The sequence below is a fragment of the Pseudomonas sp. HP_14 genome, assembly GCF_055283875.1.
This window is the reverse complement of the sequence record NZ_JBTOQI010000005.1, coordinates 26,723-51,585: the sequence shown is the minus strand read 5'-3', so window position 1 is coordinate 51,585 and position 24,863 is coordinate 26,723. Positions and strand designations below refer to the sequence as shown.

At 58.8% G+C, this 24,863-nt stretch carries 21 protein-coding genes and 3 pseudogenes; 16 read left to right on the top strand and 8 right to left on the bottom strand.

The annotated features are described in order from the left end of the window. Positions 1–105 precede the first annotated feature (105 nt). Positions 106–888 (top strand): annotated as a pseudogene (locus tag ACYASS_RS05415) (MCP four helix bundle domain-containing protein); the annotation flags it as partial. Next, positions 883–1,746 (top strand): methyl-accepting chemotaxis protein, encoded by an 864-nt coding sequence (locus tag ACYASS_RS05410; RefSeq protein WP_422765587.1) that lies wholly within the window; start codon positions 883–885, stop codon positions 1,744–1,746. The pseudogene ACYASS_RS05415 and the gene ACYASS_RS05410, both read left to right, overlap by 6 nt. A 257-nt stretch (positions 1,747–2,003) precedes the next feature. Here the strand turns inward: ACYASS_RS05410 and ACYASS_RS05405 are convergent, their stop codons facing one another. Together ACYASS_RS05405 and ACYASS_RS05400 are read right to left on the bottom strand one after the other, a co-directional pair. Then, entirely contained in the window at positions 2,004–3,344 is a 1,341-nt protein-coding gene (locus ACYASS_RS05405; RefSeq protein WP_463585354.1) for a HEAT repeat domain-containing protein, read from the bottom strand. A 5-nt stretch (positions 3,345–3,349) separates the two neighbouring features. After that, positions 3,350–3,550: pseudogene (locus tag ACYASS_RS05400) on the bottom strand (RtcB family protein); the annotation flags it as partial. Positions 3,551–3,756: 206 nt separating this feature from the next. Here ACYASS_RS05400 and rtcR point away from each other — a divergent pair. Both rtcR and ACYASS_RS05390 read left to right on the top strand, forming a co-directional pair. Then, positions 3,757–5,361 carry an RNA repair transcriptional activator RtcR gene (gene rtcR / locus ACYASS_RS05395; protein ID WP_463585353.1) on the top strand — a complete coding sequence of 535 codons (1,605 nt, stop codon included), beginning with the start codon at positions 3,757–3,759 and terminating at the stop codon, positions 5,359–5,361. Positions 5,362–5,396: 35 nt separating this feature from the next. After that, a complete protein-coding gene (locus tag ACYASS_RS05390) occupies positions 5,397–6,140 on the top strand; it encodes an NUDIX hydrolase (protein WP_463585352.1) in 744 nt (247 codons plus the stop codon). Positions 6,141–6,142: 2 nt separating this feature from the next. Here the strand turns inward: ACYASS_RS05390 and ACYASS_RS05385 are convergent, their stop codons facing one another. Next, positions 6,143–7,048: a serine hydrolase domain-containing protein gene (locus tag ACYASS_RS05385; protein ID WP_463585451.1), complete on the bottom strand. Its 906-nt coding sequence runs from the start codon at positions 7,046–7,048 to the stop codon at positions 6,143–6,145. A gap of 216 nt (positions 7,049–7,264) precedes the next feature. On the opposite strand from ACYASS_RS05385, the gene ACYASS_RS05380 reads away from it, so the two are divergent. Continuing rightward, entirely contained in the window at positions 7,265–7,672 is a 408-nt protein-coding gene (locus ACYASS_RS05380; protein ID WP_463585351.1) for an SRPBCC family protein, read from the top strand. A 124-nt stretch (positions 7,673–7,796) separates the two neighbouring features. After that, positions 7,797–8,648, top strand: coding sequence for a CAP domain-containing protein (locus ACYASS_RS05375; RefSeq protein ID WP_463585350.1), 852 nt, complete (start codon positions 7,797–7,799; stop codon positions 8,646–8,648). A gap of 259 nt (positions 8,649–8,907) precedes the next feature. Here the strand turns inward: ACYASS_RS05375 and ACYASS_RS05370 are convergent, their stop codons facing one another. The 5 genes from ACYASS_RS05370 to ACYASS_RS05350 all read right to left on the bottom strand — a co-directional run bounded on the left by ACYASS_RS05370 (position 8,908) and on the right by ACYASS_RS05350 (position 14,578). Continuing rightward, on the bottom strand, positions 8,908–9,039 hold the full coding sequence (locus tag ACYASS_RS05370; RefSeq protein WP_122395202.1) for a YHYH domain-containing protein: 132 nt from the start codon (positions 9,037–9,039) through the stop codon (positions 8,908–8,910). An 89-nt stretch (positions 9,040–9,128) separates the two neighbouring features. Beyond that, positions 9,129–9,566 carry a YqaA family protein gene (locus ACYASS_RS05365; protein WP_463585349.1) on the bottom strand — a complete coding sequence of 146 codons (438 nt, stop codon included), beginning with the start codon at positions 9,564–9,566 and terminating at the stop codon, positions 9,129–9,131. 19 nt (positions 9,567–9,585) lie between these two features. Continuing rightward, the gene (locus ACYASS_RS05360) at positions 9,586–11,637 is read right to left on the bottom strand and encodes a hybrid sensor histidine kinase/response regulator (protein WP_463585348.1); all 2,052 of its coding nucleotides are present in this window, start codon (positions 11,635–11,637) and stop codon (positions 9,586–9,588) included. Between the two features lie 94 nt (positions 11,638–11,731). Next, positions 11,732–13,351, bottom strand: coding sequence for a methyl-accepting chemotaxis protein (locus ACYASS_RS05355; RefSeq protein WP_463585347.1), 1,620 nt, complete (start codon positions 13,349–13,351; stop codon positions 11,732–11,734). Positions 13,352–13,741: 390 nt separating this feature from the next. Further along, positions 13,742–14,578, bottom strand: a complete 837-nt coding sequence (locus ACYASS_RS05350) for an IclR family transcriptional regulator (RefSeq protein WP_463585346.1) — start codon at positions 14,576–14,578, stop codon at positions 13,742–13,744. A gap of 249 nt (positions 14,579–14,827) precedes the next feature. Between ACYASS_RS05350 and ACYASS_RS05345 the strand changes: the two genes are divergently transcribed. The 10 genes and pseudogenes from ACYASS_RS05345 (at position 14,828) to ACYASS_RS05300 (ending at position 24,734) form a co-directional block, all read left to right on the top strand. Then, the gene (locus ACYASS_RS05345; protein ID WP_463585345.1) at positions 14,828–15,856 is read left to right on the top strand and encodes an ABC transporter ATP-binding protein; all 1,029 of its coding nucleotides are present in this window, start codon (positions 14,828–14,830) and stop codon (positions 15,854–15,856) included. After that, positions 15,853–16,725 carry an ABC transporter permease gene (locus ACYASS_RS05340; RefSeq protein WP_463585344.1) on the top strand — a complete coding sequence of 291 codons (873 nt, stop codon included), beginning with the start codon at positions 15,853–15,855 and terminating at the stop codon, positions 16,723–16,725. Before ACYASS_RS05345 ends, ACYASS_RS05340 begins: the two co-directional genes overlap by 4 nt. A 3-nt stretch (positions 16,726–16,728) precedes the next feature. Then, complete coding sequence (locus ACYASS_RS05335) at positions 16,729–17,523, top strand: ABC transporter permease (RefSeq protein ID WP_027901476.1); 795 nt, start codon at positions 16,729–16,731, stop codon at positions 17,521–17,523. A 24-nt stretch (positions 17,524–17,547) separates the two neighbouring features. Beyond that, positions 17,548–17,838: a (2Fe-2S)-binding protein gene (locus ACYASS_RS05330; RefSeq protein ID WP_243248595.1), complete on the top strand. Its 291-nt coding sequence runs from the start codon at positions 17,548–17,550 to the stop codon at positions 17,836–17,838. Then, positions 17,835–19,205 carry an FAD/NAD(P)-dependent oxidoreductase gene (locus tag ACYASS_RS05325; protein ID WP_463585343.1) on the top strand — a complete coding sequence of 457 codons (1,371 nt, stop codon included), beginning with the start codon at positions 17,835–17,837 and terminating at the stop codon, positions 19,203–19,205. The genes ACYASS_RS05330 and ACYASS_RS05325 overlap by 4 nt, the downstream gene beginning before the upstream one ends. Continuing rightward, positions 19,202–20,381: pseudogene (locus tag ACYASS_RS05320) on the top strand (NAD(P)/FAD-dependent oxidoreductase). Before ACYASS_RS05325 ends, ACYASS_RS05320 begins: the two are co-directional and overlap by 4 nt. Further along, positions 20,378–21,430: an ABC transporter substrate-binding protein gene (locus ACYASS_RS05315; RefSeq protein ID WP_243248597.1), complete on the top strand. Its 1,053-nt coding sequence runs from the start codon at positions 20,378–20,380 to the stop codon at positions 21,428–21,430. The pseudogene ACYASS_RS05320 and the gene ACYASS_RS05315 overlap by 4 nt, the downstream one beginning before the upstream one ends. 328 nt (positions 21,431–21,758) lie before the next feature. Next, a complete protein-coding gene (locus ACYASS_RS05310) occupies positions 21,759–23,105 on the top strand; it encodes a cation:proton antiporter (RefSeq protein WP_463585342.1) in 1,347 nt (448 codons plus the stop codon). A 169-nt stretch (positions 23,106–23,274) separates the two neighbouring features. Beyond that, entirely contained in the window at positions 23,275–23,715 is a 441-nt protein-coding gene (locus ACYASS_RS05305; RefSeq protein WP_243248599.1) for a response regulator, read from the top strand. Next, a complete protein-coding gene (locus ACYASS_RS05300) occupies positions 23,712–24,734 on the top strand; it encodes a sensor histidine kinase (RefSeq protein WP_463585341.1) in 1,023 nt (340 codons plus the stop codon). The genes ACYASS_RS05305 and ACYASS_RS05300 overlap by 4 nt, the downstream gene beginning before the upstream one ends. The last annotated feature ends 129 nt before the right edge of the window (positions 24,735–24,863 follow it).

The following is a 24,863-nucleotide window of genomic DNA, read 5'->3' as shown; positions in this document are numbered from 1 at the left end:
GACAGCGCTGCCGATAGAGATATGACAACCCACTCAACTTTTCAGGATTGAGCGGGCTGACCTCACAACGTCGTTATCTAAAAACAACCTCTGCAGGACGCGCCGATGAGCTGGCTTCACGATGCAAAACTTTCGACCAAACTACTCACCGCTTTTGGGCTCTGCGCCGTTATCACACTGGGGGTGGGCGTATTGGGCGCCCGCGGTGTTTCGCAAATGTCGGACAGCCTGAAACTGGTATTCGTCAATAATCTGGTATCGGTCGCCAACACCGCAGAAGCCAAAACAAAAGCTGTCGGGCAAACGCGCGACATGTTTCGTCTCTACATCGCAACCGTTTCCAATGCACCTCAAAGCGAAAAAGACGAATACCTGGCTTCTATGAAAGCCAACCAACTGGCCAGCGAAAAAGCTTTCGCAACTTACCGAAAAACGCCTCTGGCTGACGATGAACGTGCAGCAGGCGACATGATGGAAAAGGACTGGCCTGCCTATCAGGAAATCGTGCAGAAATACCTGACCCTTATAAAGGCTGGTGATGTGGAGAGCGCCCGCACCCTGCTTTTTGGCGACCTGCAGAAAAAATATCGGGGCATCATGGACCAGTTGAGCATCATGGTCGACTCCAACAACCGTCAGATCGGTGAAGGCGGAGTGGAAGCCGAGGTGATGGAGACGTCTGCCAAAACCGCGCTGTACACCGGTATCACCCTGGCATTCCTCGCCGCACTGGGCCTGGGCCTGTTTATCAGCCGCCTGATCAGCCGCCCTATCGCTACCGCTGTGACCAGCGCCCAGCGCATTGCCAACGGCGACCTGACGCAACATATCGTCAGCACCGGTCGCGATGAAGCAGGCCAGTTGCTCGACGCGCTGAGCGACATGCAGACCAGCCTCAAAACCACGATCCAGCAAATCGCCAGCGCCTCCGACCAACTGGCGTCGGCAGCCGAAGAGCTCACTGCAGTAACCGACAACGGCAGCCGCGGCCTCGTACGTCAGAACGACGAGATTCAACAGGCGGCCACTGCAGTCACCGAGATGACTTCAGCCGTCGAGGAAGTGGCCCGAAATGCGGTGTCCACTTCCGAAGCCTCACGATCGACCAGCCTGCAAGCCACTGAAGGTCGTAACAAAGCCCGCGAAGCGGTAACGGCGATCAACAATGCCACCACCGAAATCGCGGCGTCGACCACCATGGTGGAAGATCTGGCGGTGCAAGTCCGGGACATCGGCAAGGTGCTGGATGTGATTCGCGGGATCGCCGAACAGACCAATTTGCTGGCGCTCAATGCCGCTATCGAAGCCGCCCGTGCTGGCGAGCAAGGACGGGGCTTTGCAGTGGTAGCTGATGAAGTGCGTGCACTGGCAGCACGTACGCAAGCGTCCACTGGGGAAATCGAAGGCATGATCAACTCGGTGCAAACGAGTGCCGACCAGGCCGTGCGTGCGATGGGTAAAAGCCAGTCGCTGGTGAATGATACCCAGGGTCTGGCCCAGGCCAGCGGCGAAGCACTGGAACAGATTGCTGAAGGCATTTCGCAAATCAACGAGCGCAACATGGTCATTGCCAGCGCATCGGAAGAACAGGCCAATGTGGCCCGTGAAGTTGACCGCAATCTGGTCAACATTCAGGACCTGTCGACCCAGACCGCCGCAGGTGCCCATCAGACCAATGCCTCGACTCAGGAGCTGTCGAATCTGGCGCTCTCGTTCAACAATCTGGTCAGTCGTTTCCGGTTGTAAGCAGCGCCTCAGGCAGCGCGACTTTGACAAGCTGCGCTGCCTGATAGCGCAAATCACTCGGCACTCCGTCGATGGATCCATCCCACAACCCATTGTCTTCATGGTTTCGCGGTAAACCCGGCACCGGACGCCCAAGCTCCGCGGTGATAAACGTGTGCAGTGCAATCCGCCCAGGGCCTCGAGAACCCGCTCACGCATAGCACTGCTGAGTGGATGCGCAAGCGCATGTCCCATTTCCATGACCCTATCCCTCACCTTCAACGCAGGCGACGTACCGTGCCGGACTTCAATTCACCTGAATCTTCCATGGCCTGCAAACGCTGCAGTAACACCTCTCGATGAGCTTTTGGCGTCACAGGATCGACCAGCGTGTACTGCGCATCACACCAGAAGGCGATTTGCTTCAGCCAATAACCAGCCTCTTCAGCGGCCTGCGCGTAACGTCGCAGCAAATAATCCAGCTGGCGCCACACAGGCTTGAGACCCAGCAACGCGGCACGACGCTCATCACCCAGCCCCTGCCAGTCATTGTCGAGGCGCTGCTCCAGCTGAACATCGAACAGCGACCATTGCTGATGACTCAAGAGCTGCACTGCGCACCTGAAAACCTTTTCGGAATGATCGTCCAGCGCCGCAAGTTGCTGCTCCAGACCAGCATCACCCTGCGATTGAAGGGCCTGCACCCGCACAACGGCCACCGGCGAGTCGAGCGCGGCACGCAGGACTGAATCCGGTAGCGAATGATTCAACTCCTTCGCCAGCCCTAACAGCCCCAGCCATTCGTGCCTGCTGACCGGGAGCGCTCCGGTCAGTCTCGACAGCAGGACTTGCAGACTATCGACTCCGTAACGCGGCGCAGCCCAGCGGGCGAGACAGCGCACCGCAGCAGAACCATCAAGCAGCGCCGCCTTCACGTGCCCTGCCGGGTCCGACAGTAACGTCAACAACCCTCGCAGCGCCTGAACCCGCAGACTTGCCGCCGAAGACTGCAATGCCCGTTCAAGCAAGGGCACCGCGTCGGCCGTCGACAAGTCGGCGCAGGCACTGACCGCCTTCCGCCGCACGGTCACATCCTCATGGGCCAGTGCGGCAGCCAGGAACGAAGGTCGATCCGAGCCATTTTCAAGCAGCAGATCAAACAGAAACCTGCCCGCTTCGCCACGACAGCCACCAAACGCCAACTCAACGCGCTCACGCATCTGCGGCATCGACAACAGATTGCGCGCCTTGAGCAACGTGTGACGATGATCGACACGCTGCTTGTGGCCCAGCGACAACAGCGGCGCCAACGCTTGCAGCAACAGCTCTGCCCGCTCCACGACCAGAAACTGCTCAACTGCCCTTTGCGCCTGCAGCCGGACCTGAGGCACCCAGTCGTTGAGCCGCTCCAGTAGCGCAACCAACGCCTCTGCTGAAGCCTGACCGGCGAGCCTTTCCACCGCCGCTTCGCGTACAAACCCATTGCCAAACCGGCTCAGCTCCAGCAAAGCCCTGGCCGCATCATGAGTCTCCTGGATCTCCCTGACGCGCCTGGCTTCGTGGTCTGTCAGCTGATAATTCCAGCCTCGCAACGTCTCAAATGTCATCACACTGCTCATAAAATCTATCCTTTGACACAAACCATCTGCCGCAAGGTATGCAGCACCTCCACCAACTCACGCTGGGCGTGCATGACCTTGTCAATGTCCTTGTAAGCCATGGGAATCTCGTCAATCACGGCGGCATCCTTACGGCATTCAACATGCGCGGTGGCGCGAGTCTGGTCTTCAATCGTGAACGTGCTTTTGGCCTTGGTTCTGCTCAAGTCGCTAGCCTACACGCCTGACTGCCTAGCGTTATGCAGGTTATTGCAGGCTGCGTGCCAGCCTCAACAAAACACACGCAAAAATAGTTAACTATATGATCTTATTGGTTATTATTTTAAATGCCTGCTTTTACCGACAAATAAAAAGACAAACCTGACACCTATTATTTATCCTTTGCTATCGCTTCTTATCTTTCAGGATAGACATGTCTACCACGCGCACCGTAGCCATCGGCTTCATTGGCTCAACCCTCGACCGTGTAGGCAAAGGCGCAAACCGCTGGAATCATTGGCGCCCCACCGTCGGCCTGTGCCAACAGGAAGAGCTGCAGATAGATCGACTGGAATTGATCCATGGGATTTCAGCGCGCGATGTCAGCCTTGCACAGCGTGTGGCCGCCGATGTCCAACAGATTTCCCCGCAGACCGAGGTTCGTCTTCACCCCATGTCACTGCGCAATGCCTGGGACTTCGAAGAGGTGTACGGCGCATTACATGACTTCACGACCGCCTACGATTTCGACACTGACAACGAGCAGTATCTGGTGCACATCACCACCGGAACGCACGTTGCGCAGATCTGCTGGTTCTTGCTGACTGAAGCGCGCTACCTGCCCGCCCGACTGATTCAGACCTCACCGGCACGTCGACACAGCGATGAAGAACGAGCGAGCGGCACCTGCTCCCTGATCGATCTTGACCTTTCGCGCTACGACCGCATTGCCTCGCGCTTCACTCACAAACGGCTGGAAGGTCTAGAGTTTCTCAAATCAGGAATTGCCACTCGCAACGCCGCATTCAACCGCTCGATTGAACAGATCGAACAGGTCGCCGTGCGCTCCAGAGCCCCCATGTTGCTGATCGGCCCTACGGGGGCGGGGAAATCTTTTCTGGCGAGACGCATCTACGAACTCAAGCGCAGTCGACATCAGATCGAGGGGCGTTTTGTCGAGGTCAACTGCGCAACCCTGCGGGGCGACGGCGCCATGTCGACGTTATTTGGCCACATAAAAGGCGCATTCACCGGCGCCCTGACCGCCCGTGATGGCTTGCTGCGCGCCGCCGACGGCGGAATGCTGTTTCTCGATGAAATCGGTGAGCTGGGGGCGGACGAACAAGCCATGCTGCTCAAGGCAGTTGAAGAAAAACGTTTTCTGCCGATGGGCTCGGACAAGGAAGTGGCCAGCGACTTCATGATTATCGCCGGTACCCATCGGGACTTGCGTGACCGGGTGGCTCAGGGCTTGTTCCGCGAAGACTTGTATGCGCGGATCAACCTGTGGACGTTCAATCTGCCTGGCCTTGCCCGCAGGCGCGAAGACATTGAGCCGAACATCGATTTCGAGCTGGAGCGCCACGCGCGGGAACACGGCCGCCTGATTCGTTTCAATCGCGAAGCCCGTCAACGCTACATGGCTTTCGCCAATCATCAAGAATCGGCGTGGTCAGGCAATTTCCGCGAGCTCTCGGCGTCGATCACGCGCATGGCCACGCTCGCCGACAACGGGCGCATTGACGAGGCTCAGGTTGAAGAGGAAATCCAGCGCCTGCGTTACGCATGGGCTCTGACGGTGGAGCCGGACGAGCCACTGCCGCTGCTGGATGACGAGCTGGAGCTGGACCTTTTTGATCGCGTACAGCTCAAAGCGGTCATCGATGTGTGCCGTAGCGCTCAGAGCCTGTCAGACGCCGGACGCAGTCTGTTTGGCGTTTCGCGCAGGAACAAGGCGAACCCCAATGACGCGGATCGCCTGCGAAAATATCTGGCGCGTTTCGGCATTGAGTGGAAGCAGATCAACGGTCAGGATTAAACTTCGCCACGGACCCCAGCTTTCCAGGATTTTCAATGAAGTATGAGTTGAACGATTACAACGGTGTGATCATCGATCCGGATTCTTTTTCTTACGAAAAAGCCGATCTTGAAATCGCCATTAAAGGCTTGCTGGTGTTCATGGAGCGCGAGAACAAAGGGCTCGCCTGGATTACTCTGCCTGTCAGCCGCTCCGGCAGCATCGAGCAGTTCGTCGCGCACGGCTTTGTATTCCACAGCTGCCTGCCTGAAACCCTGACGCTGGTCAGAAAACCACAGGAATCGACTTACGTGCCGTTTACCCCGACGCATATCGTCGGTGCCGGGGCCATCCTGATCAATCAGCAAAACGAGATTCTGGTGGTCAGAGACCAGGGCCGTACCGGCTTTAATTTGCCTGGCGGTCATGTCGATGACGGTGAAAGAATCCAGGACTCCATCGTCAGGGAGGTTCTCGAAGAAACCGGTGTCGAGGCCCGTTTCGAATCCATTCTGGGCTTCACCACCCGTCATCCTTATGAATTCGGCAAATCCAACATCCATTTCATCTGCCGACTGAAACCACTGACGCAGACGATCAACGTCATCGACACCGACGAAATCGCCGAGGCCCGCTGGATGTCGGTTGAGAGCTACCTGGCAGATGAGAAGAACGGCCAGATCAACCGTGAAATCGTCAGCCAGATCGCCGGCCGCCAGGGTCTGGTGATCGCGGACTTCCAGAACAGCGGTCGCTTCAAAAAGCAGGAAATGTTTATGGCGATAGAGCCGAAAGCTTGATGTTACGACGTTGTCACGCCCAGCGCTGAGGTGACCCGCCTGACCATTTCCGTTTCGACCACGGCCTCGGCCGCACCTTCGTGAAAAACCGCGCACGTTGCAACGGCACCACCGTGAATGCCACGGTACACGGCCACGACACTGCCCGGCCCAACGCCAGTATGCCCGGCCAGCGTCAGGCCGCCTGCGACACCCCCCTGCATCAATCCCAACGCATATCCCGGGGAAAGCCACGGGCGCCCCGCTATCGGTCCACCCAGAACAAGGGCTGTTTGCATCTCCTCCAGCAGCCCTCGCGGCAGAAGCTCGCCAGCCAGCAAGCGATCCAGAAGGAGAGCCGCCTCCGCCATCGGTCCGATCAGTAGACGGTGGTAGACCCAGCCCGGATCGTAGCCAGGCGCGATGCCTGCGCATACGCCTTGCAGATCTTCACCCGCCCTCGCAAGACGCGTTCGCGTAACGCCCAAAGGAGACAGCACGCGCTGAGCGAGCGCTTCTTCAAGCAGGAGACCGGAAAGCCGCTCGATCAAACGGGAGACGAGCAGATAACCGACGTTCGAATAGCGCCAGCCCTCCCCGGGCGTGTACCGCAAGCGAGTGGCATCCAGTCGCTGGAGCATCTCGTCGGCAGGCCAGGACGGTTCACCGCTCGCCACCGCAGCGTGGTAGTCGGCCAGCTCGCTGTAGTCGGCCAGCCCGGCTTGATGACGCAGCAATTGGCGCAGGGTGAAAGGGCCTTCGGGAACCTGATCGTCCAGACCGACCTGACCGTCGCGAACCAGCGTCAGCGCGGCAGAGGCCAGTACGGTTTTGGTGAAGCTCCACCAGGGGGCTACCACTTCAGGCGCAGCTGCATGAGACTGCCCGGAGGTAGTCGGCAAACCGTTGATGATCAGCGAAAACGACATAGGCGACAGCTCTGAAATTTCGCACAAGGTTAAACTGCGGCGTGTCTGCGCGCCAACTGACAGCGGTAGATAGCCTTCGCCGGACCGATCCACCCCACCTGTCAGCGATTTCAGGCGCTGCAGTCTTTCGGACTCCACGGGGCGATTCACCGCCAGAGTGTCGGTCACGCTGCAATTGCGTTTACTATCCTCTCATTCATTCTTGGAGCAATGACCATGGCAACAGCCTCTGCAAGCATTCGCGTACCCGTCTCTGCCGATAAAGTCTGGCAATTGATCGGCGGTTTTCTGTCTCTGCCGGACTGGCTGCCATTCATTGCCAGCAGTGAAGCCTCCGAGGGTGGGCGGGTGCGAACGCTGACCACAGCTGACGGCGCCGTAATTGTCGAAAAGCTGCAAACCTTCGATGAAGCCAACCGCACTTACAGCTATTCGATCGTGAAAGGCCCATTCCCGGTGACTAACTACCTCGCCACGGTGCAGGTTGCTGGCCACGGGGATCAAGAGACAGTCGTCACCTGGTCCGGCAGTTTCACCCCCGACGGGATCTCTGATGCAGAGGCCGAAGCACTGTTCCTGGAGGTCTATCAAGGCGGACTGGACGCCCTTAAAGCCAATTTCTGACCCTTGGAGCCAGCGGGACTGAACTGACAGCGCTCTTCACCCTCAATATTGCTTCGATAAATGGCATTTCGCAGCACAGCGCAAAATCGCGCATTATGGGCGCGGTCAGTTCAAGGAGACATTAATGCGCGTTACTTTATCTTTTTTGCGTTTTGCCACCTTGTCACTGGGATTGGTATTCACCGCCACCGCCGTGGCGTCCGAAGAGTCACAACTGGTCGATTCAATCAACAGCTTCCGCAATCAGTCACAACCTTGCGGCGATCAGGTTTCACAAGAGTTACCACCTCTGAACGTCGATACCCGACTGGTGCTTTCCGCTACCAGCCCGGTGGACCTGCAACAGGCCATGGCCCGCGCGACGTACCCGATGGTCAACGTACAAGCGATCAGCCTTTCCGGTCCTCGTGATGCGCAATCTGCCATGAGTACGATTCAGGAAAGCTTTTGCAGGGTGGTGCTCGACCCGCAGTTTGTCGATATCGGCGTCAGCCGCGAAGGTCGTGACTGGAGAATAGTACTGGCCCGCCCACTGCTCACTGCCCGTCTTGGCGACTGGCAGGCGGAAGGCCAGAAGTTACTGGCGCTGATCAATTCGGCAAGGGCTCAGCCGCAACAATGTGGCACTCAGGCTCTGGCCGCGACTACACCGCTGACCTGGAACCCTGCTCTGGCATCGGCCGCAGAAAACCACAGCCGGGGCATGGCCAACAATAACTTCTTCGACCACATGGACCGTGATGGCCGCATGCCGGGTGACCGGGCGGAGCTGGCCGGTTACTCAGGCCGCCAAATCGGCGAAAACATCGCCGCCGGACAGGGCAACGTGCGCAAGGTCGTGGATGGCTGGCTGGCAAGCCCTGGTCACTGCGCCAACCTCATGAACCCGGCATTCCACGAACTGGGCGCCGCCTACGCGGTAGACCCCAAGAGTGATGCCGGGATTTACTGGACGGGGGTGTTCGGCGCGCAATAAAGACGTGATGCTCATACCGGCCCCTGCGCAAGACGCTATGTTTACCCTTGGCGCATCTCCTGGTAGGAGCGAATTTATTCGCGAGGGGGCCGATGCATCCAAAGTCTGTGTACCGACTGAAATACCGCTTTCCCGAATGAGGCAGAGCGCCATCACACTTGGCCCCGTTGACCAATCAGGAGCCTGAGCGCGTGGCCAGCCTGCGAGAGCAAGCCTTGCGCTCACGACAGATCTGAAGACGCCCTTACCCTGAACAGTTTCAGTGGCAGTGATAATCGCCAGTCTTGTGATTGCGATGGCAGCCTTTGGAGTCGGTACCGCCGCTGTGCGCAAGCGCGGTCACGGAGGCCATGGAAAGGAATGCGACGATCACAACGGCAAGCAGCTTCATGGACGGTTCTCTGCGCTGAATAGCGGGGAAAGGGATTAGCATACGCAAAGTATGGCGCATTGATATCACCGCGCATAGTGCGTTGTTCATCACGCCCATCCCAGAGTCACCGCGGTCAGAAGCAAATACCGCGCACCTTTGGCCAAGGTCACGATCAACAGAAAACTCCACAGTGGCTCACGCATCACGCCAGCCACCATGGTCAGCGGGTCACCGATGATTGGCACCCAGCTCAACAGCAGCGACCAGCGTCCGTAACGCAGATAGAATCTTTGCGCTTTCTCCAACTGAGCCTCGCTGACCGGAAACCAGCGTTTGTGGCGAAACCGCTCGACCGAACGGCCCAGCAGCCAGTTGATCAGCGAACCCAGCACATTGCCCACCGTCACGACCAACAATAACGTCGCAACGACGTAATGCCCGGACAGCAGCATGCCCACCAGCACCGCTTCTGACTGCATCGGCAATAGTGTCGCCGCACCGAATGCGGCAATGAACAAACCCACGTAGCTGGAAACTTCAAACACTCGCGCACAGCCCCATCAATCAAACAGCCTTGATCAATTCCCTGATTCTGGAAGCCAGCGCCTCCAACGCGAAGGGTTTAGTGAGCACATCGGTCAACGGCTCAAGGTGGCATTTGTCGAGCACTGTGGTTTCTGCATAACCGGTAATAAACAAGACCGGCAGGCCTGGCCGACACTCCCGACCCGCGTCAGCCATCTGCCGCCCATTAATACCGCCTGGCAGCCCGACATCGGTCACCAACAGATCGATTCTTACGTCCGATTGCAGAATGCGCAGCCCGGCCAGACTGTCAGCGGCCTCAATGGCCACATAGCCCAGACTGTTCAGGACTTCGGTGACCAGCATGCGTACCGAAGACTCGTCATCGACCACCAGAACAGTCTCACCCTGCCCCGCCAATGCGCCGCTACTGACCCCCACCGGAAACTCCGGAGCCTCTATTTCCCGCTCATGACGTGGCAACTGAAGGCACACCATCGTGCCCTGATCGACCTCGGAGCGAATCCGGATCTGACCTCCGGATTGCCGGGCGAAACCATAGATCATCGACAGACCCAGCCCGGTACCCTCACCCACCGGCTTGGTGGTAAAGAACGGCTCGAATGCTTTGGCCGCCACGTCTGCCGTCATGCCACAGCCGCTGTCAGTCACGCGAATACTCAGGTACTCACCCACACGCACCTCTGGATCGAGATCGCTGTTCTCATCCAGAACTTCATTGCGCGTCTCGATCAGAATGCTGCCGCCATGGGGCATGGCATCCCGGGCATTGATACACAGATTGAGCAGAGAGTTTTCCAGCTGGGCCGGATCAATCAAAGCCGTCCAGAGGTCTGCGGCAGCACGGACCTGAATATCAACAGAAGGGCCTACGGTACGGCGGATCAACTCCTCCATCCCCATGATCAAGGCATTGACGTTGGTGGGGATCGGCGCAAGGGTCTGACGGCGCGAAAACGCCAGCAGGCGATGGGTCAGCGCCGCCGCCCGCTGCACTGCTCCCTGAGCAACCACCAGATAACGATCAACATCCGCGACCCGGCCTTGCCCAAGGCGCATCTGCATCAACTCCAGACTGCCGGAAATACCTGCCAGCAAGTTGTTGAAGTCGTGGGCGATGCCACCGGTGAGCTGCCCGACGGCTTCCATTTTCTGCGACTGACGCAGCGCTTCTTCAACCACTTCGCGCTCGCTGATGGCTTCACGGATGCGTTGTTCGAGGGTCAGATTGAGGTCCTGAACCGCCGCTTCAGCCTGCTTCCTTGCCGTAACATCAATGGACGAGCCGATCAGGCCAATGACTTCCCCGTCGTCGCTGAACAGCGGTGCCTTGACCGACAACCAGGTCGCAGCCGAGCCGTCCGCCAGTCTGACCTGCTCTTCAACCTGCTCTGATACGCCCCCGTTCATGATGCGCTGGTCGGTGGCCATGATCACTCGGGCCTGGTCCTTGTCCTCGAGATATTCGAGGTCGGTCTTGCCGATGTAAAACTCGGGTGGCTTGCCGATCAATTGCGTGGTGCCGTGATTGGCAACCAGCATGCGTCCCTGGCGATCCTTGGCGTACACAACGCCGGGAACTGCTGCGGTGAAGGTGCGCAGCAGCGACGTAATGCGGTCACGCTCTACTTCAGCTGCACGGCGCGACTCGATATCCATGAGCACGCCGAGAAAACGGGTGGGCTCGCCGTCCTGATCAAACTCGACACGGCCTTTGGCTTCGAGCCAGCGATAGCTGCCATCACGATGCAGCACGCGATATTCGCACCTGAATGCGCCACCGCGCAGCAAGGTTATGCCGATTTCGCTTTCGACACGCGCCCGGTCATCAGGATGAATCGAGGCCGTGACCTTCTCCAGCGGCAGGCCCTCCACAGCCTCCCGTGGCGTCAGGCCAAATGCAGCAGCATAGCGCTCGTCACCGATGACATGGTTGTCCTGCACATGCCACACCCAGGTGCCGACGATGGCGTCGGCATCCAGCGCAAGTTGCAAACGCTCAGCGGTATCTTTTGCCGGGAATTCCAGCGGTTCGCTGTCCTCCGGCCACTCCTTAAAATCGCTGCTCATTGCCCGCTACTGCCCATCGTAATGCCAAGGCCCGACCGGCCGAATGCCCTGAATGGTGCCGGTGCGGACGATGTAATACAAGCCGGGAGCGATGTCAGGCACTCAATCGCGAAATAACGTCGTTCAAGCCCACAGACAGCCCGTGCAGCTCATGACTGGCAGCCTGGGTACGTTTGACGTTGTCCTGATTGGTGCTGGCAATGGCGGTAATTTCAGTGAGATTGCGCGAGATGTCCTCAGCCACTGAAGTCTGCTCCTCAGCAGCCGTGGCAATTTGCCGGTTCATGTCGCGAATCGCCTCCACCGCCGTGGTAATGCGGTGCAGGGTGGCACTGGCATTGCTCACTTGCTCGACACTCTCCTCGCTGCGGGTCTGACCGCCCTGAATCGCTATAACCGCATCGCTGGCACCGGTCTGCACCGAGTCGATGATCTGGTTGATCTCGGCGGTAGACACGGCGGTGCGCTGTGCAAGTGTACGGACCTCGTCTGCAACCACCGCGAAACCACGCCCGGCCTCACCGGCTCGCGCAGCCTCAATGGCCGCGTTCAACGCCAGCAGATTGGTCTGATCAGCGATGCCACGAATCACTTCGAGCACCTTGCCGATGCGCACGCTGTCGGTCTCCAGTCGCTGAATCACATTGGCTGTATTGCCGATTTCGCTGCGCATCAGATTGATGGTGGTCATGGTCGATTGCATGACCTTGTCGCCTTCCCGGGCATGATGATCCGCATCATCCGCCGCCCTGGCAGCCTGAGCGGCATGCCTTGCAACTTCCTGCGCCGTCGCCGACATTTCCGTCATGGCCGTAGCCACCTGGTCTGTACGCTCGAACTGCTCGTGAGTGCCTTGCGCCATGAGCGTGGCGATGGATTTCAACTCGTTGCCAGCCGTGTCCAGATCGGTAGTACTGCGCTTGAGGCGATTGAATGTATCCGCCAGGAAGTCGCGCAGAATATTCGCCGCCACAGCCAGATGTCCCAACTCATCCTGACGAGTGATATTGACCCGCTCGGCAAACTTGCCATGGCTTAACTGCGACACGTAGTCGATAAGCATCCGGATTGGCGCGATAAGGTTGCGATTGACCAACCACCAGGTCAGCACGCCCACCAAAACCGCAGACGCGAGCATGATCAGGGCACCGAACAATATCGTCCGGTCAGCTGCGTTGCTGATCAGCACCGATTGCTCGCCACTGTTCTTGCGCAAGGTGTCCACCATTTGACTCATCTGCTCGCTGGCAGCGCGGTCAACGCCTTTTACCGCAAGGTCACCGGCGACGGGATCACCGCCCGCCGCAATGAAGGCATCACGCCCCTTGCGATAAGCCGCACCGAGAGTCTTGTGTTCTTCCATCAGTTTTTGCACTTGGGTCAACGTCGACGCCGGCACACCCTGCACACGCTCCAGCTTCCCGAGCGCGCTCTGAACCAGACGCTCCTGCGCCTCGAACTGCCCCCAGAACTTGTCGCGATCCGCTGGCAACTTGCCGCGCAACAGGACGTTTTTCCACTCCTGCACCTGAGTCTTGAATTCCAGATTGGCTTCGTCCACCAACTGCGACGCACGCACAGGGCCTTCGAGCAATCCGCGATAGGCCTGCACATTGCTGGAAAGGAACTGGAAACAGGCCAGCGCGATCAACAGCACCAGCACCAGACTGCCGCCCAGCATTCCCAGAATCTGGAGTCGAAGGGATTTACCCATAAAACGAGTACCTCGGGGGGGAGGGTTTGCGGCGCTGCGCAAACCGAAAATATTGACTTCCCTGTACGTGACGTTGCGGACAAAAGGCTCGCAACGCAGTTGATTGCGCATCGGCTTGGGCGGAGGGTTCTTGAGGGCCGTTGATCGTGATGAGTGTGTCGGGGTTTGTCTGGAGTCCTACAGGAATGCGGTACTGCTGACTGTAAAGGTATGTCGACCCTAGCGGCCTCTTCCCGAATGAATTCGGTCCTACCGGGTCCGGCGCACGTCGCGCAGCAGCAGCTCCTACAGGAATGCGGAGGACGGGGCACCGGATTTATCCGGGAAGGCGGGTCAGGCGTACGTCGCGTAGCAAACAGATAACTTGCTTAAGGCTACGAAGCGAGCGAATCAATCCACCTGCCCAAACACCTGACTGGGCCGTCGCAATGTCGGGTCAAACGGGTTGATCCTGGCGCTGATAACCGCCGCTTCACGCTTGAGCAATTCCACCACGGTCAGTAACCGGTCGGGGCCAAGCCGGTCGCTGATGGTGGCGACGCTAAGGGCTGCGACCGAGCGGCCTTCGCGGTCAAAAATCGGCACCGCCAGCCCCGCCATGCCGGGCAGTGCGCCGGTGTTGCGGGCGGCGTAGCCGAGGCGGCGGACGTTCTCGACTTCCGAACGCAGGAATACTTCGTCGTAAAGGTGAAAATCCTTGAGGCGTGGCAGGTTATAGCGGATGACGGTGTCGCGCTCTTCTTCCGGCAGATAAGCAAGAATCGCCAGGCTGCCCTGCCCCACGCCCAATGCAACACGACCACCGATGTCGCCAGTAAAAGTGCGAATCGGATAAGGGCCCTCGCTACGATCCAGACAAACGGCATCGAAGCCACTGCGGGCCAGCAGGAACAGTGAATCCCCCAAAGAGGCCGAAAGACGCAGCATGCTCGGGCGCACTACATCGCGCAGGTTGCTGGTCTTGCCTGCCTTGGCGGCCAGGGCGAAGAACTCGATGCTCAGGCGATAGCGCTTGCTGCGCTGATCCTGCTCGACCATGCCTTCATCCATAAGGCTGCGCAGCAGACGGTGGGTAGTGGGTTGCGAGAGGCCGACTTGCTGGGCGAGTTGAGTAACGCGCTCGCCCTCTTCGGAGCAATCGCCCAGGCAACGGAGCACCGCGAACAGCCTTGATACTGCGCCAACGCCGGTATCCTTTGGATTTTCATTCCGCTCAGTGGAATTCATATGATCACTTACCAATAACTAATTCATTGAACGAAAGAAATGAAAGAAATATACCATCCAGTGAAATTCATCCTTTCACCCATCCTAGTCTTCGTCTTAATCTCAGTCCACAGGGCGATTTGAACAAAACCTGGTAGCCGACTCAGAGCGAGCACCAACGTCCACAGCAACTGCAAGATTTCATTTCGCATCTGCCCATAACAAAAACGCACCGCAACGCTGTGCGTGATGAAAAGGTGGAACGCAGCTATGGCTTTTTTGCAGCTTGAAGGTCTCTCCAAACGCTACGGCAGTATCGACGCCGTGGTCGCCACGAATCTGGCGGTGGAGAAAGGCGAATTCGTTTCTCTGCTGGGCCCATCCGGCTGCGGCAAGACCACTACCCTGCAAATGATCGCCGGCTTCGTTGAGGTCAGCGACGGTCGCATCATTCTTGATGGCCGCGATATCACCCATGCCAAACCCAGCAGCCGTGGTTTGGGAGTGGTGTTCCAGAGTTACGCCCTGTTCCCGCACATGAGCGTTGCCGACAACGTCGCCTTTGGCCTGCGCATGCGTAAGGTGCCGGCCGCAGATATTCAGCGCCGTGTGACAACCGTGCTGGAGTTGGTGCGTCTGAGCCAGCATGCGCAGCGTTACCCGCGTGAGCTGTCGGGCGGTCAACGGCAACGGGTTGCCCTGGCGCGGGCGCTGGTGATCGAGCCGCCGGTATTACTGCTTGATGAACCGCTGTCCAACCTTGACGCCAACTTGCGCGAAGAGATGCAGTTCGAGATTCGTCGTATTCAGCGCGAAGTCGGTATTACCACCTTGATGGTGACTCACGATCAGGCGGAAGCGCTGTCGATCAGCGACCGCGTGGTGGTCATGCAGGCCGGGCGCATCACCCAGATCGACGAACCCTACAAGCTCTACGAACATCCACGCACCCGGTTCATTTCCGGCTTTGTTGGCAAGGCCAACATGCTGCCGGGGGATCTGGACAGCGAAGGCGCTGCGCAAGTACGCCACGTGCCTGGCGACGGCGCGTTAACCTTGAGCTTGCGCCCGGAAAAAATCGATCTGGTTGCCGCAGGTACCGGGCGCTTGCAAGGCAAGGTCGTGACCCGCTACTTCCTCGGCAGCCAATGGCTGTATCGCATCGAAACCGCCATCGGTGAGTTGACCGTGGTCCGTCGCAACGACGGCGACGCGCCGATGGAAGAAGGCACTGCAGTGGGCATGGACTGGCAAGCAGGTTTGCTGCGCGTATTGGATGCCGACGAGGTGCACCCATGAGTCTGCTCAGTGATATGCGCCGAGGTGGCCGCGGCTATCTGCTCTCGGCACCGGCGCTGGTGATGTTCACCTGCTTGTTGCTGGTCCCGCTGGCATTGACCCTGATCCTGTCGTTCAACGTGTTCGACTATGAAGTCGGGGTCAAAAGCGATACTTACACCCTGGCCAACTATGGCGAAGTACTGACCGATTCGTACTTCTACGAAATCTTCCTGCGCACCTTCTGGATCAGTGCACTGGTGACGCTGCTCTGCGTGGTCATCGGCGTCCCCGAGGCATACATTCTGAGCCGCATGGGCACGCCATGGCGTTCGATTTTCCTGATCCTGATCCTCACGCCGTTGCTGATTTCCGTCGTGGTGCGTGCCTTTGGCTGGAGCCTCTTGCTGGGTGCTGACGGCCTTATCAACCAAGCTATCCAGGCGCTGGGCGGCCAACCGATCAAGATGCTCTACACGCCTTTTGCAGTGATCATCGCACTGGTGCACGTGATGCTGCCGTTCATGATCATTCCGATCTGGACCTCTCTGCAGAAGCTCGACCCGGCGGCAGAACAGGCCGCTCTGTCCCTCGGGGCCAGTCAGGCCAAAGTGATGCGTCTGGTGGTTTTGCCTCAGGTCATGCCTGGCGTGTTGTCCGGCACGCTGATTGTGTTTGGCTTGTCGGCCAGTTCTTTCGCCATCCCCGGCCTGCTCGGCGGACGCCGCCTGAAAATGGTCGCCACGGTGGTCTACGACCAATACCTCTCGGAGCTGAACTGGCCCATGGGCGCGACGATTGCGGTGGCGCTTCTGCTGGTCAACCTGCTGGTCATGTTGTCCTGGAACCGCATGGTCGAAGGCCGCTACAAGAAAACCCTGGGGGAATGAGCCATGTCTAAAAACGGTCCTTTGGCCCTGTCGTTTCACGCCCTGGTCGTGGTGTTCATGCTCGCGCCGCTGGTGGTGGTCTGTCTGGTCGCGTTTACACCGGAGAACACCCTGAGCCTCCCGACTTCAGGATTTTCCCTGCGCTGGTTCCGGGCGATTTTCGAGCGCGCCGACTTCATTGATTCGTTCTACAACAGCCTGATTCTGGCCTTTGTCGCCGCCACACTGGCGACGATTATCGCCGTACCCGCAGCACTGGCGATCACCCGTCACCAGTTTCCGGGGCGCAACTTTCTCAATGGATTGTTCCTGTCGCCGATCATCATTCCGCATCTGGTGCTGGGCGTGGCGATGCTGCGCCTGTTTGCCCTGATGGGCGTCAACGGCAGCTTCTTCTGGCTGACCCTCGCCCACGTGGTGATCATTACGCCGTATGTATTGCGCCTGGTGATTGCCGCAGCCATCGGTATCGATCGCAGCGCCGAACAGGCCGCTGAGTCACTGGGCGCCAGCCGCTTCACGCTGTTCCGCAAAATCACCTTGCCGATGATTCTGCCCGGCGTGGCCGGTGGCTGGTTGCTGGCGTTCATCAATAGCTTCGACGAAGTCACGCTGTCGATCTTCGTCACCTCGCCGTCTACACAGACCCTGCCGGTACGCATGTACGTCTACGCCACGGAGTCCATCGATCCGATGATGGCCGCCGTTTCCGCGCTGGTCATCGCGTTGACCGCCGCCACCATGATCATCCTCGACCGGGTTTATGGCCTGGATCGGGTGCTGGTCGGCAAACATTAACCTGAGGCCTGGAGCGCGAACCTCATGGCATTGCTCAAACGTTTGGTCGAACACGACCGTCCGGCGCTGGCCTTCACCCTCGACGGCCAGCCTGCCAGCGGCTTGCAGGGCGACACCCTGCTCACGGCGGTATTGACCAGCAGCGAACACCTGCGCGGCAGCGACTTCAGTGCCGAGCCTCGCGCCGGTTTCTGCATGATGGGCGCGTGTCAGGATTGCTGGGTGCGCCTTGGCGATGGTCGTCGGGTACGCGCCTGCTCAACATTGCTCGAAGGTGGGCAAATCGTCAGCCGTGATCCGGGACGGCAGCCATGAATACCCATACCGCACAATCGGTGGTGATCGTCGGCGCAGGTCCTGCGGGTATTCGTGCTGCGCAAACCCTGCATGCTCATGGCGTAAAGGCGTGTTTGCTGGATGAGGGCCTGCGGGGCGGCGGACAGATTTATCGCCGTCAGCCCGAGAACTTCCGACGTGAACCCAAAGCGCTGTATGGCTTTGAGGCGGGCAAAGCCGTCGCCGTGCATCAGACCCTCGACGAACTGGCGAAGCACATCGACTATCGCCCACAAACACTGGTGTGGAACGCTGAAGAACAGCGACTCGACACCTTGCAGGAAAACCGCGCCGGGAGCATCGACTACAGCCACTTGATCATCGCGACGGGCGCAACCGACCGTATCCTGCCTGTACCTGGCTGGACGTTGCCAGGTGTGTACAGCCTGGGCGCGGCACAGATCGCTTTGAAATATCAGGGCTGCGCCATCGGCGAAAAAGTGGTGTTTGCCGGGAGCGGTCCGCTCTTGTATCTGGTCGCTTATCAATACGCCAAGGCCGGGGCCGACGTTGTCGCCGTCCTTGACAGCGCGCCCTTTTCCGCCCAGTGCCGGGCACTGCCCGCACTACTGGGGCAGCCGCTGACCCTCGCTAAAGGGTTGTACTACCGCGCCTGGCTGACGGCTCATGGCATTGCCGTGCATCAGGGCGCGACCTTGCAACGTATCGAGGGCGAGAAGCGCGTCAACAGCGTGCAGTGGCAAGACAGTGGTGCAGTGCAACAACTGGAGTGCGATGCGGTGGCTTTCGCCCATGCGTTGCGCAGCGAGACACAACTGGCTGACCTGATCGGCTGCGAGTTTCAATGGAGCAAGCTCAATCGTGCATGGCTGCCCACCCGTGATGACGCTGGGCGCAGCACTGTCGCAGGCGTTTATCTGGCCGGTGACGGTGCGGGCATCATGGGCGCTGATGCTGCAGAAATGGCCGGCGAACTGGCTGCCCTCACCCTGCTGGAGGACAGTGGCCTGGTGGTCGACAAAGCCCGCAGCGAACACTTGAAGCACACACTGGAGCAGATCACGCGCTTTCGTCACGGGCTGGAAACTGCATTCCCCTTCCCCACTGACTGGGCCAAAACGGTCCCGGACGAAACGATCATCTGTCGCTGTGAGGAAATCAGTGCAGGCGATATCCGTACCGTGGTCAACGAAGGCCATTGGGAGATCAACCGGGTAAAAGCCATGTGCCGGGTCGGCATGGGCCGTTGCCAGGGTCGGATGTGCGGGCTGGCGGCAGCGGAACTCGTCGCCCAGTGCAGCGGCCGAGACCTGCAAAGCATCGGTCGGCTGCGCGGACAGGCCCCTGTCAAACCGTTGCCATTTGGTGTGGAGACGTCGTCATGAGCGCAATCATCGAAAGCGATGCGCTGATCATTGGCGGTGGCATTGTCGGCGCATCAGCGGCTTTGTTTCTGGCCTTGAAGGGCAAACGCGTGACGTTGCTGGAGCGCGATTTCTGCGGTTCGCATTCCAGCGGCGTTAACTACGGTGGCGTGCGGCGTCAGGGTCGCCCGCTGAGCCAGCTGCCGTTATCGCAGCGCGCCCATGGCATCTGGAGCGGCTTGCGCGAGCTGATTGGCATCGATGGCGAGTACCTGCGCTCAGGGCACCTGAAACTGGCCCGCAGTGACAAGGATATGGATGCGCTGCGGGCTTACGCCGATGCCAGCCGTGGTTTTGGGCTGGACCTGCAATTGCTCGATCGCGAGCAGTTAAGGGCACGCTTTGCCTGGGCGGGTGATGTTGCAGTGGGTGCCTCGTTTTGCGCCGAAGATGGTCATGCCAACCCGCGGCTGGTCTCTCCGGCATTCGCCCGCGCCGCCCGCAAGGCGGGTGCACAGATCCATGAGCAAGCCAGGGTCGTAGACGTCAGTCATGACGGCGGAGTCTTCGTGGTGCGCACCGCTAACGGCCTGAACCTGCGTGCACCCTGGCTGCTCAACTGTGCAGGCGCATGGGCCAGCGATCTGGCGGCGCAATTCGGCGAGCCGGTGCCGATGGTCTCTGGCCACCCGGCCATGCTGGTCACTGAGCCGCTGCCGATGTTCATGGACGTCAGCACGGGTGTCGAGGGCGGTGGTATCTACGCCCGGCAAGTCGCCCGAGGCAATTGTGTGCTGGGCGGCGGTCAGGGCTTTGCGCTGGACCCGACCCGCGCCAGGCCGGGGCAAGCCGCCGTGGTCGATATCCTGCGCAACGCGGTGGAGCTGTATCCGCCGCTGGCCGGTGCACAGGCGATTCGTACCTGGAGTGGCACCGAAGGGTATTTACCGGATCGCGAACCGGTGCTCGGCCCGAGCCTCCTGCAACCTGGCCTGCTGCATGGCTTCGGTTTTGCAGGCTCTGGTTTTCAGATTGGCCCGGCTGCGGGTGAGGCCCTTGCCGAATGGGTATGCACCGGTCAGTCGACGATTTCCCTGGAAGCATTTTCCATCCGCCGTTTTCAACAGACTGCCCAAACCTGTAAAACCGTTAACCATTGATTTCATCCCTTTGCACAGAGGAAGGTCGCTGCAATGAAGAACGCAAAACGTATCGCATTTACCGGCTTGTCGTGCCTGCCCCTCGCGGTGATGCTCGCCTCTTCCCCGGTCCAGGCCGCCACCACGCTTTATCTGGGCATGAACGGCGGGACGATGGAGCGCCTGTATGCCGATCAGGTCCTGCCTGCTTTCGAGAAAGCCAATAACGTCAAAGTCGTGATCGTGCCGGGAACGTCTTCGGACATTCTCGCCAAGGTTCAGGCGAGCAAAGACAACCCGCAGATGCACGTGATGTTCCTCGATGACGGGATCATGTACCGGGCGATCTCCATGGGCCTGTGCGACAAGCTTCAGCCAAGCCCGTCGCTGGCTGATCTGCCTGCCAAGGCGAAGATCAAGGACGAAGCGGCAGCGGTGAGCCTCGGTGTCACCGGGCTGGCCTACAACACAAAAATGTTCAAGGAAAACGGCTGGGCAGCGCCGACCTCGTGGATGGATCTGGCGGACAAGAAATTCAAGGAGAAAGTCGTGTTCCAGTCCATGGCCTCCTCTACTTTCGGCCTGCATGGCTTCCTGATGTTCAACCGCATTCAGGGCGGCAGCGAAACTGACGTGGAGCCAGGCTTCAAGGCATGGCCGAAAACCGTTGGCCCTAACGTGCTGGAATACATCGCCAGCTCGGCGAAGATTTCCGAGATGGTGCAGACCGGCGAAGCCGCGTTGTTCCCGCTCACGCCAACTCAGGTCACCGCACTGAAAATCAAGGGCGTACCGGTGGAGTACGCGCCCCCTAAAGAAGGCGGCGTGGTGCTGAACGTGGCCGAGTGTGCAATCGCCAAAAACGATCAGCCGGAACTGGCGCAGAAACTCGCCGCTTATCTGCTGACCCCAGAAGCTCAAGCGCCCGCGCTGGAGTTTGGTGACCAGATCCCGTCCAACCCGAAAACCCCGACCACGGACAAGACCCGCGGCCAGGTTGAGGCGATGAACAAATATCTGGAAACGGCAGTGACCATCGACTGGGATCAGGTCAACCTGACACGCCCGGAATGGAATGCGCGCTGGAACAGGACGGTAGAGCGGTAAACCAAATCGCGAGCAAGCTCACTCCTACAAGCCGCATCACCATCTGTAGGAGCGAGCTTGCTTGCGATGGCAGTAGATCTGTTAAGAAGGTGTCGTCTGACCTGACGCTATCGCGAGCAAGGTGGAGCGCCACCCCGGTCACTCCTACAGTTACTGCGTCAGGTCAGCCAGCACATCTATCAATTGGTGGATGAAATCACCACCCCAGACCTTCCCGTAACCCACCCCGATAGCCTTTGATACCAAATGTTTCAACTATCCCGACCCTGAGCAGTCACAACCTTATCGCCTCGTATTTGCGAGGCCCCGTTGTGAGACTTCAGGCCGGATGAGCTTCATTCTTTGCATGACTGTACTAGGCGCGTTGCTGATGATGCTCGCGCTGACTTCTTCCTACTTGCGCTGGCTGCCCGTCACCACCTCGGCAGTCTGCCTCGCATTCGGCTTTGCGATCGGTCCAGCCGGGCTGGACATGCTCAACCTGGACTTCCAGCAAGCTTCAGGCTGGCTTGAACGCCTGACTGAAGCAGCCGTGCTGTTTTCGCTGTTCAGTACCGGGATCAAGCTCCGTTTGCCGTTGGCCAGCAAAGCCTGGCGTTCCGCCTACTGGCTGGCCGGGCCCGTCATGCTGGTGACCATCGCGGGTACCGCCATGGCGGCGCATTACCTGTTCGGTTTGTCCTGGGGGATTTCAATCCTGCTGGGCGCCATGCTTTCGCCTACCGACCCGGTACTCGCCTCGCTGGTGCAGGTTAATAGCGCACAGGACTCCGACCGCCTGCGCTTTGGGCTGTCCGGCGAGGCAGGCCTCAACGACGGAACGGCCTTTCCATTCGTGATCTTCGCCCTGTTGTTTTTGACCCATGGTGCCGGTGATATGAACTGGGTTCAGCACTGGGCCATAAAGAACCTGCTGTGGGGCGTGCCAGTGGGGTTGCTGATTGGCTATGGGCTCGGCCGGGGTGTCGGGCATTTGATGATCTACCTACGCATCAAGAATGCCGACAGCGACACGTCTCCCAATGACTTTCTGGCCCTGGCGCTGATTGCCATTTCTTATGTAGTGGCCAACGGCTTGGGTGCATTCGGATTCCTGTCAGTGTTTGCTGCGGGCCTGGGCTTACGCCAGGCAGAGGCCCGGATCACTCAGTCCGAAGTGCCCGCCGAGCACCTCGCCCAACCCGTCATCGGGCACATGAGCGGCAGTGTCGAGCGTGCGACTGTTGCCGAGAAAGAGGATTTGAGTGAGTCGCAACTGGCTGCTGGCGTCATGATGGGAGACATGCTGGCGTTTGGCAGCCTTGTCGAGCGGTCGATGGAAGTGCTGTTGATCACCCTGCTCGGCGCCTCCCTTGCCCTGTATTGGGATTGGCGTGCGGTAGGTTTGGGCCTGGCACTTTTTTGCGTCATCAGACCCGTTGCCGTGTGGCTGTTGATCAGCCGTCGCTTGCTCAACAAGCGGCAGAAAGCACTGGTCGGATGGTTTGGCATTCGAGGCATCGGCAGCCTTTTCTACCTGTGCTTTGCCCTTGGTCACGGGCTGCCGAAAGACGTGGCGCAAGCCAGCGTCGGCCTCACGCTATCGGTAGTGGCCCTTAGCATCTTGTTGCACGGGGTCAGCATCCAGCCACTTCTGGAGCGATACGAACGCAGCATTGCGAACGAAAAATCATAATCTTCACCCGTCTGGATGTTTTTTGAACCTTTTCTGAACCATTCAGATACGGGGCGGCCCAACCTTCATGACGTGCATTTGCATGAAATAAAAGCTCTTTGCCTCGCGACGTAACCGCCTACTTCAGCGCCCTCGTTTGCGTCTATCGATTAAAAGGCAGGAATAAAAAATGCGCATCCTCCTGATAGAAGATGATCCTGTCCTGGCAATGATCGCCGTTGCCACGCTGGGTACAGAACATGAAGTCATCGGCCCTGCCCATGATGTATCCCACGCGCTGCAGCTAGCGGGTGAGCAGCAAGCTGATGTGGCCTTCATCGATATCAATCTGGGCGGCCACGACGAAGGTATTGCGCTGGCTCGCAGCCTTTTGAATGAGCATGGCATCAGCTCGATGTTCATCAGCGGGCAGATTCTCGCCGCCCGTGCCAATGCGGATGCAGCGCTTGGTCTATTGCGCAAGCCCTACGCTCCGCAAGACCTGACCTTTTGTGCAAAGGTTGCAGGTGCGTTGCTGGAGGGGCAGTCACTCGCCGCGCTGCCTGCCCATAGTGCTCTGGAGATTTTCCAGAAAACCCCGCCACGATTGTCCACGGTAAGCCCCCCATGAAACCGGAACCTGACTTGCAAAGCGGACCGGCGCTGCTGGGAGAAATAGAATTTCGCGAGTTGGCCGACCACGCGCCGGTGATGATCTGGCGAGCCAGAAGCGACAAGCAATGTGACTGGTTCAATAAACCCTGGACTGACTTTACCGGCAAAAGCCAACAGCAACTGTGCGGTTATGGCTGGAAAGACGATATACATCCGGACGACCTGGATGAATGCGTCAATGCTTACCACAAAGCTTTCGATGAACGTTTGCCCTTCAGAATGCCCTACAGGGTGAGGCGTCACGACGGCCAGTACCGCTGGATGCTGGACAGCGGTGCACCGTTTTACCGTGACGGACAATTCGCCGGTTACTTTGGCAGTTGCCTTGATATCACTGAACAACGAGAGATGGCCGAAAACCAGCAAGGGCTGCTCGCTGAACTCAATCATCGAGTCAAAAACAACCTCCAACTCATCATCAGCCTGCTGCAAATCTCAAGCCTGCGCGCGCAAAGTGAAGAAGCCAGAACCCTGATGCAATCGGCAATTACTCGAGTTGTGGGTGTGGGCGCGGTACAGGAACAACTGCATCGCAATACCCGCAATCAAGTTGATCTGGCTCAGTTACTGCCGCAATTGGCGCAAGGTTTCATCAATGCGCAACAGCAGCGCTCAATCACCTTGAGTCTGCAGACCCGGCCGGTTTATGTATCACTCCAGATGGGCTCGAATCTGGGGCTGATCCTTAACGAACTGCTGGATAACGTGATCAAGCACGGTACGGGCAGCGGCGTCGAACTGCACATAGCACCCATCGACGCGACCACTGCTCGCGTGTGCCTCTGTGACGACGGCCCAGGCTTCAACGAAACCATCTTGAAAGCCTTCATCAGCCCGGGTAACGCATCGATCCTTAATCTGGTCGATGCCCTGTCGAAACGTTGCGGTGCGAGCGTTTTACGCAGCAACCGACGTGTTGGCAACGGACAGGGTGCGCAGGTGGAGCTTACTTTCGCGCATGAGCAAAGCCTTTGAGCACTACGCTCCAGGCCGTAGCCTGTAAGGGTTACAGGGTGGCGATTGAGGATGTCGATGAGTTCATCGGAACAAGCGATTGGACTGCGGCATTTCGACTCAGTAGCTTGCTTACTAATTCAGGCGCCC